General features: G+C 28.1%; 4 protein-coding genes, 2 rRNA genes and 1 riboswitch. All 6 genes read right to left on the reverse strand.

The genetic code is table 11. The features are described from left to right. Positions 1-106 precede the first annotated feature (106 nt). Positions 107-2,329, reverse strand: coding sequence for an ATP-dependent helicase (locus I1959_RS11550; protein ID WP_092923335.1), 2,223 nt, complete (start codon positions 2,327-2,329; stop codon positions 107-109). Between the two features lie 289 nt (positions 2,330-2,618). After that, positions 2,619-3,641: a BMP family lipoprotein gene (locus tag I1959_RS11555; RefSeq protein ID WP_092923332.1), complete on the reverse strand. Its 1,023-nt coding sequence runs from the start codon at positions 3,639-3,641 to the stop codon at positions 2,619-2,621. Between the two features lie 518 nt (positions 3,642-4,159). Beyond that, positions 4,160-4,340, reverse strand: a riboswitch (cobalamin riboswitch). Between the two features lie 47 nt (positions 4,341-4,387). After that, complete coding sequence (locus I1959_RS11560) at positions 4,388-6,160, reverse strand: nitric oxide reductase activation-like protein (protein ID WP_092923330.1); 1,773 nt, start codon at positions 6,158-6,160, stop codon at positions 4,388-4,390. A 14-nt stretch (positions 6,161-6,174) separates the two neighbouring features. Continuing rightward, positions 6,175-7,107, reverse strand: coding sequence for an AAA family ATPase (locus tag I1959_RS11565; RefSeq protein ID WP_092923327.1), 933 nt, complete (start codon positions 7,105-7,107; stop codon positions 6,175-6,177). A gap of 643 nt (positions 7,108-7,750) precedes the next feature. Next, positions 7,751-7,867 (reverse strand): 5S ribosomal RNA (gene rrf / locus I1959_RS11570). 59 nt (positions 7,868-7,926) lie between these two features. After that, a 23S ribosomal RNA gene (locus tag I1959_RS11575) occupies positions 7,927-8,005 on the reverse strand; the annotation flags it as partial.

The raw sequence follows: 8,005 nt of genomic DNA on the forward strand, positions 1-8,005 counted from the left end.
TTAACTTAGTGAGTTCTAATGTGTTATATAGTTAACCTAAGCTTTTTAAATATATTATTTAAATAAAAATAAAGGATATATAAATATATCCTTTATTTTTTATTTACTATAATACATCTAATGTTGTGTATTCTTTATTTATTTTTTTAATTCCTTGTTCTTTAAATGCTATTGTAACATCAGAGCCCATCATACCAACAACAGTACCTTCTCCAAATTTTGGATGATGTACCTTTGCTCCTAGCTTTATATCATCTATATCAGTTTCTTTTTTAGTATCTTTTATAGTCGCATTTACTTTTTTAGCAACTGTGGACTTATTCATAGTGTTCATATATTTTTGTTTGTACTTATCTAATACATTATAATTAGCCTTTGAGTAAGTTAATTCTTTTTCTACTTTGTTAAGCTTCTCTATACATTGTTCTGGTAATTCTTCCATAAATCTAGATGCTATTGATGGATTAGTTTTTCCATATAAAGTTCTTCTTTGAGTTAATGTCATATAAAGAACTTCTTTTGCTCTTGTTATACCAACATAGCAAAGTCTTCTTTCTTCTTCTATATCTGACTCACTCATTGACCTTACAGCTCTAGATATTGGGAATAATCCCTCTTCCATACCAATTAAGAATACAACAGGGAATTCTAGCCCTTTTGATGTGTGTATAGTCATTAATGATACTTTTTCTATCTCTTCATCTTCACTAGATTCAGATGAAAGTGCAACACCTGTTAAGAATGTTTGTAAATCTTTTTCTTCGCTACTTTGCTCAAATTCTAATGCTATAGATATAAACTCTTTTAGATTATCAATTCTATCTTGAGCTTCTTCACTTTTGTCCTTAGATAGCTCATCTATATATCCTGTAGTCTCTAATACTTTCTCTATAAGCTTACTTACAGGATATACTTCTTTTATAGTTCTAAGTGTTCCTACTGTATCAACAAATCCATTTATACTATTTTTAGCTTTTGTTGATATATCTGAATTTGTATCTATATCTATTAGTACAGAGTACATACTCTCTTGCTTTAAACTAGCTCTATCTTCTATTTTTTCTATAGTTCTAAGACCTATACCTCTTCTAGGTACGTTTATTATCCTCTTTAAAGATATATCATCTTGAGGATTTTGTATAACCCTTAAATATGCTAGTAAATCTTTTATTTCTTTTCTTTCATAGAATTTTGTTCCACCATATATATTATATGGTATTTGGCTTCTATTAAGTGCATCTTCTACTGGACGAGCCTGAGCATTAGCTCTATAAAGTACAGCAAAGTCCTTATAAGTTCTACCTTGCTCTCTTGCTATTTTAGCTATCATATCTGCAACAAAATCAGATTCATTTATTTCATTTTCAGATAGTTGTATCTTTATTAGCTCTCCTTCTTTTTTCTCACTCCAAAGTTTCTTTCTTTTTCTTTCTATATTATTAGATATAACAGTATTTGCTGCATCTAGTATAACTTGAGTAGATCTATAGTTTTGTTCTAGCTTAACAACATGAACATCATCATAGTCTCTTTCAAACTCAAGTATATTTCTTATATCAGCACCTCTCCATCCATATATACTTTGGTCATCATCTCCAACAACACATATATTTTGATGTTCCTTTGCTAATAATTTTATTAGTTCATATTGAGCTTTACTTGTATCTTGATACTCATCTACCATTATATATTTAAATCTACTTCTATAAAATTCTAAAACTTCTTCTTCAGATTTTAAAAGTTCTACTGTTTTATATATTAAATCATCAAAATCTAAAGCACTATTTCTTTTTAAACGATCTTGATATAGTGCATATACATCTGCAATCTTACTCATTCTATTATCATGTCTATGCATATCTTTAAATTGTGATGGGCTATACAGCTTATCTTTTGCCCCTGATATTGTACTTATTATTACCTTAGGTTCAAATACTTTATCACTTAAATTTAACTCTTTTAAACAGTCCTTTACTAAGGTAACTTGGTCAGCACTATCATATATAACAAAACTTCTATTGTATCCGATTCTATTTATATCTTTTCTTAGTATACGCACACAGCAAGAGTGGAAAGTGCTTATCCACATTTCCTTTGTATCTGTTCCTAAAGTTTCCTCTACTCTCTCTCTCATTTCATTAGCAGCTTTATTTGTAAATGTTATTGCTAATATATTTGGGGCTTGTACACCTTTATCTTCTATAAGATGTGCTATTCTCGTTGTTAAAACTCTAGTTTTCCCTGACCCAGCTCCAGCTAGTATAAGTACCGGTCCTTCTGTTTTTTCTACAGCTTCTCTCTGGGCAGGATTTAATGTATCTAAATTCATAATTTTCCTCCTGTCGCTATTCCTATAACTATATTTTAATCTATAATAAATATTTATTCAAACTTTAAATCAGTCCTATATTTTGATAATCTCCATAATCTAATTATTCTAAAATGGATATTATAAAAATATAATTTATTTATTAAATGAAATTATACTATACCATACTTTATATTATTCTTGTATTTTATTTAAAATAAATAGGCTATCTAAAAATAATAATCCTTGCAATTTATACTTTCTTAAGTTACAAGTTATTATTTTAAATAGCCATTTTATATCTTATGTATTATTTTACTTCTAATTTTCCTTCTATTATATCCTCTGCTTTTTTGTTAACATAATCAATTATTTCTTTAGGTACATTTTTACCAGTACTTGGTGCTATCCCAACTGCCTCTTCTTTTAATCCATAAACTACAGCTTTTCCGCCTTCAAATTTTCCTTCTTTTATCTTTGATATTGTATCAAAAACACCAATATCAACTCTTTTCATAGCTGAAGTTATTACATTGTCAGGAGCTAAATTATTTTGGTCCATATCTACTCCTATAGCATACTTATCTTTTTCTTTAGCTGACTCTATCGCACCAGTTCCAACACCACCTGCAGCTGAGAATATTACATCTACTTTATTATTATACATTTGATTAGCTATAGACTTTCCTAAGCTAGCATCATCAAAGGAATTTGCATATTGAGATAAATACTCTACATCTTTATTTTCCGACTTTACCCCAGCTTTAAATCCCTCTTCAAATCTTGTTATATTTGGTATTTCCATACCACCTATAAATCCAACTTTATTAGTTTCACTCATCTTAGATGCTATTATACCTACTAAATATGCTGCCTCTCTTTCATCAAAAGTCATACATATCATATTGTCTGGTATTTCTTGTCCCTCTTCTTCATAATTATGATCAATTATGACAAACTGTCTATCTGGATAAAGTTTTGCTGCATTTAACATTGATTCTGCTGTTGTATATCCAACACCTATAATTACATCACGTTCTTGGTCTATAAAGGTTTCTATATTAGGTGCATAATCTGCATCTTGGTTTGACTCCAAGTATGAGCCATCTATACCTAGTTCTGATTTTGCCTTTTCTAATCCTTCTAATGATGATTGATTAAAGCTTTGGTCATTAGCCCCACCTTCTCCAAGCACTATTCCTACAGAAAATTTTTCTTCGTCACCTTTCATGTTTTTGCTACCTTCTTTTGAGTCATTACTACATCCAATCATGCTTAAAGACATAATCCCTACTATTGCTGTAAATATTAATCTCTTCTTTAACTTTAACATATACTAAATCTCCCCCTGATAAATTATGTTTACACATAAATTGTATTATATGTCTTTACACATGTAAACAATTTATGTTAAATAAAAAATTTACTTCGCTCATATCACTTATGGCTTCATGTATTTTTTAATATTTTTACATTTTCATACTAATTAATGTGTATTATCAATATGAATTATCTACATTTTTATTCTTAATATAAGATCATTACATAAAAAAATAAGCCCTTAAATGTAATAAGGGCTTTTTAAGCATAAAGCTTTAGATATAAAATTTATATTAAATTTAGGCTTAAGGCAAATTAATTTTAAGACTTATACATTACAAGTCTCTTTTTAATGCAAACTATCTTGCATAGCTTAATCTTATATACTTCATCTATTTAAAATATTTCTTAATATCATTTATATAAAATTTTAAACTTTTCACAATAAAAAAGCCTAATCCACAGGGATTAGACTTTATCTACATAAATAACTATATAAGTAGCTTAAAGACATTCTCCATCCCCGAAGAAATCATTTAATATTATTAGGCAGGTCTCCTGACTTAGCTTCATTTTACTCTTTCTCCTTCCCATAATCTAATATTACAGTGGTTTTAGAAATTTCATCAGCATCACAGTAGCGGGGGCTGTAGAGGATTTTAACCTCTTTCCCTATTAATCTTATATTAAGAACCTATAATATATACTTTTCTATATTAAATTATATTCGCTATATATTTTAATATTCCTTTTATTTTTCTAATTTCTTATTATCTTTTTTAAATACATGGAAACCACATCAGAAAACCTCTGGATGTCTTTAGTATATATGAAGTCTTTACCATATATAATTTTTTCTACTTCTAAATCTATTTCTTTTCCTGTAAATACTCCTAGTACCATTATTCCCTTTTGCCTAGCTTTTCTTACTTCTGATGCAGTATCTTTTGCTCCAATCATACCTTTATAAGACATTTCTCCTCTTATACTTCTTTCCCTGTCTTTACCTATCTTTATGTCATTCGGTCTTCCATCACTTAATACAATTAAGATTTTATTTTCTTCTTCTCTTTCTAATAATCCTTCACAAATAGATTTTATGGCTAGTCCATCTCTATTATTTCCAGCACAAAAATATTCAAATATGTTCTCATTATTGGTTATTTTATCTTCATAGTCTCTAAATCTTTTTAATATAGTGTAATCCATAAGGCTTGAGAATCCCATAACTCTATTTGGTATACCAGCCTTAGTTAAAGCTGTTGATATTATATATGCTTGTATCGCTACATTGGCTTGATTTCTAGTTTGAGACCCACTAGAATCTAAAAGTATATCTATTACATACCTACCTTTCTCATTTTCAATATCTTTGTAGAAAATTTTATTATTATTGCTTCTAGTTGCTCTCCATGCCCTATTTGCATATATAGTACCACTATCACAATAAACTCTACTTTTCTCATTTTCTTCTATTAATATTCTCAATAGAGTTTCCTTTAATTTTAATATATTCCTTTTATATATTTTTATGTTTTCTCTAAATTTACGAGTATTATTTTCTTTTTGTCTAGTTGCATATTTTATCTGAGCTATATTACTACATTCACTTCTTAATACTCCATCTGTAAAATGTACTCTACATCCCTCATGAACCCCTCTACAACATTTGCTTTCTATTTTTTTTAATTCTAAGTCACCTATATATGATTTCCCGTAGTAATGCTCTATTTTCTTATATATCTTATTTAAAGTTTCCTCATCAACATATAGTACATTATTAGAGCTATGTTTTGAGCCTTTAATATCAACTTCTCCTAAGCTTTCAATTAACATAGATGATGATATCTCGCTTATTTGATTTTCTATAGTTTTACTGTATTCATTATCATAAAGTTCTTCATACATAAAATCTGAAAATGTGTCAAAATCTATATTTGAATTTATTATTCTTTCATTTTCATAGTTTTCATTATCATATTTATTTGAAGTATCATTAAAATAATTTATATAAATTTCATCTATTCCCCTAAGTATTTCAACTATATTTTCATTAAGATTAATTTCATTTATTTTATTTACTATCCTTCTACTTAGTCCGTCTATAGTTGGATGTTTTCCCATCCTTTCTAAAACTAAAAAGTATTTTATTTTTTGTAGTATTTCTTCATTATGTATTTTACTAAAACCTGATAAAATATCTTTGTAAGCACTTAATCTTATATCTTCAATACCTGGTCTTTCCTTTATAATCTTTTCTTCAACTAACCTATCTAATGTTATATGCAATAAATCAGATATAACATCAATATCATATCCCATTTTAGCTCTACTTAATAAGTATCTTTTTACTAAGATCCAATCTATGTATTTATGCCTTCCTCCTGCCATCGTAGCAAAATACAAAGCTATATCTTTAGATGAATATTCATTTTTAGATATTTGAATATCATCATTATAATCTCCTGCTACAGTCCAAGATAGATTGCTAATTCTATTTTCAAATTCATAATTCCCATATACCCATTTCATAATTATTTCCTACTTTAATATGTATTTATTTTAGGAAATATATCTTTAGTTTCCCATTTATCTGGTATTCTAGTCTTTATAATATCTCCTACAATCTCTTTCTCATATACATCAAATGTTTTACTTGTTACTCCCATATTAACCGCTAAAGATGGTTTTAATCCTCTTCTGATAGCTTTTAGTGATCCTATTAATCCTCTCAAATCTACTGATTTACTAGATATTTCTCCATTTTGTGATTTTAATTGTAAGTCTAAGAATATACCTCCAAATTGGATTAATTTTTCTTCATCTGCATCCTCAAATTCTTTTTTTAATATTAGCATTAATTTTTCTTCTTCTACAGCAGGTATATCTATGACCATAAACCTAGAAACTAGTGCCTCATTTAATTCTTTTGTCCCTGCATATTCATAATTCATAGTTCCTATAAATCTCGTTGCATCATGAAGATTTATTCTTTCATATCCAGGTACATCTATTACTCTTCTATAATCTAACGCTGAATGTAGTACTGCAATTGCATCATTTTTAGCCATATTTATTTCATCAAATATACCAAATCCCCCATTTATAGCACATTCATATACTGAGCCTCTTCTCAACTTAACTTCATTATCTATAAATGTATCTGTACCTATTAAAGTTGTACTATCTGTATTTATATGGAACGATGTATTCCACTGAGGTCTTCCAAATAACTCTGATAAATTATCTGCTAGTAGATTTTTTCCTGTCGCCTTTGGGCCAGATAATAGTATGTTTTCTCCCTCTAATATAGCTGATATAGCCATATTCCATATATCTTTTCCATAAAAATACTTAGTCGAATCTGATATCCTATGTTTAAGATTCTCATCTATTTTATAGAATTCTTTAAACTTTATTGCATCATTTATTAATTTTTCGTCTACACCTTGGTTTAATAAACTTACTATTATACCCATAGTCACTCCCCCTTGTCTTTGTTATATACTATAATATTAGCATATAATATTTTATCCTTACACTACCTTGTTAATTTATCTAAAATTTACTTAAATACCTTACGTTTAAATACTTTGACTGTTTTATGGATTTAAAATTACTTAATATCTAAATTATCTCAATTCTTTATTAGAACAAAATAAAATTTTATTAAAAAATAAGAGGCTTAGTATATAACCTAACCCCCTACTTATTTTTATTTATAATCCGTACTTACATAAAATATAGTCTACAAACTTTCCATTTTCATAGAATAATTCTCCATCAGCATATATATTACTACAACTTCTTATATCACATAACTTATCCCAATACAGTGATTATTTATTTTTGACTGCTGCCTCTAACATAAAATCCCCTATTACCATATAAATAATTCCTTCTATCTTTTCATAAAATAGCATATTTGAAGTGAATTTTTCATACCATAATTTGTGCTTATTGTCTTACCGTTTTTTACTTCTGCTAAATAATTTGCTAATAACTTATCTAATTTATTTAACCTTTTTAAATATCATAACAGTAAACTTATAAAATAAAAAAGAGATAGCCTTAAATAGCTATCTATACATATCTAATATTTTATAAAATAAAAAAAAGATTACGTGGCTACGTCTTACTCTCCCAGGAGGTCGCCCCCCAAGTACCATCAGCGCTAAAGAGCTTAACTTCTGTGTTCGGTATGGGAACAGGTGTATCCTCTTTGCTATAATAACCACATAATCTTTATCTTTTTAGAGTTAATACTCTGAAAACTGTATATCATTTAGTTAATGATTTTGGTCAAGTCCTCGACCTATTAGTATCGATAAGCTAAATACATTACTGCACTTACACCTTCGACCTATCAACCAGGTA

Origin of the sequence: Romboutsia sp. 1001285H_161024_C4 (assembly GCF_015550185.1) — a bacterium.
In the GTDB taxonomy this organism is placed as follows: domain Bacteria; phylum Bacillota; class Clostridia; order Peptostreptococcales; family Peptostreptococcaceae; genus Romboutsia_C; species Romboutsia_C hominis.

Bases quoted from the DNA above. Each gene is read 5' to 3' on its own strand.
- I1959_RS11550 (WP_092923335.1), bottom strand. From the start codon at position 2,329: ATGAATTTAGATACATTAAATCCTGCCCAGAGAGAAGCTGTAGAAAAA.
- I1959_RS11555 (WP_092923332.1), bottom strand. From the start codon at position 3,641: ATGTTAAAGTTAAAGAAGAGATTAATATTTACAGCAATAGTAGGGATT.
- I1959_RS11560 (WP_092923330.1), bottom strand. From the start codon at position 6,160: ATGAAATGGGTATATGGGAATTATGAATTTGAAAATAGAATTAGCAAT.
- I1959_RS11565 (WP_092923327.1), bottom strand. From the start codon at position 7,107: ATGGGTATAATAGTAAGTTTATTAAACCAAGGTGTAGACGAAAAATTA.